Here is a 996-nt window from a genome sequence, read left to right on the forward strand (position 1 = left end):
ATATTTCCGGACCTGAGTTTTCTCTGCTACCGTTATTTTTTTCAATCTGAGAGAGCGTGCTTGTTCAAGATCTGTATGATTAAAACAGATAATAGCTCTTCCATTTATACCAAAAAGTGTTGTGGTTTTGTCTTCATAATAAACTAATCCAGACGGTCGTAATAATTCATTCTCCTCAGAAATATCACATTCTACAAGCTCTTTTGCCTCATTCGAGGTCAACGGAATACCACCTATGATCTTATTCTGGGTCTCAGCAAGTGATTGTAAATTAGTAATGGATGCCATCCCCCGATCAAGAATTAAATCATCAATTTCAAAATCTATCCGTTTAACATCAAGAATCATTTGCTTGACAGTGGTTACATCTGTAATATTACCTTCATATGTCCTGAAAAAAATAGGTAAACCTTTGTCTTTTGTTGCAACCAATGAAATATTTATTTGAGGTTGATTATTCTCGTCTCTATTATGCCCGTGTCTTGCTTTTGGAAGTTTAGTGGTATAAAAATATGTGGAAGTTATGTCATAAAGCAATGATGCTGATCCATTTTCAAGATGTTTTATTTGATCGAATAATTTAATGCAAACATCAACCATTCCTTCAGGCACTAATTTTTTGATAGTACCCATGACAGCACCAAGATTTGTGGAGTTTAATTTACCTGATGGGATTTTTGTGAAATCTTCAAGTGCTGTATCTTGATACCATTTCGATAGCAAGTTCAGGGTTTCCCGATCTATTATATGATTTAGTGCAAGTGATGCGAGAATTTCCCCTGCTGGCAGACCTCTTCTTGGAATTGATTGATTTAATGTATCAACTATTCCATATTGTTGTAGAAGGTTGTATAGAATCGCTATATCACCATATCTCAGCGAATTATTTATTTGTATGTCTTTGTATCGTTTTTTTGGACCGATCCGCTCGAGCCGCGCCTCGCGGGGAACGCCGTAGACGTCGCCGATGAAATTCAGGTATTCGAGTCCCGTCAG

At 36.8% G+C, this 996-nt stretch carries 1 protein-coding gene; it reads right to left on the reverse strand.

Features of this window, described 5'->3' with window-relative positions:
* Positions 1-996: IS1634 family transposase (locus tag SCM96_15955; GenBank protein ID MDW7762107.1), on the reverse strand; the 996-nt coding region annotated here is incomplete at both ends.

Source organism: Acidobacteriota bacterium, from assembly GCA_033549365.1.
GTDB lineage: Bacteria > Acidobacteriota > Aminicenantia > Aminicenantales > Saccharicenantaceae > JAWSUF01.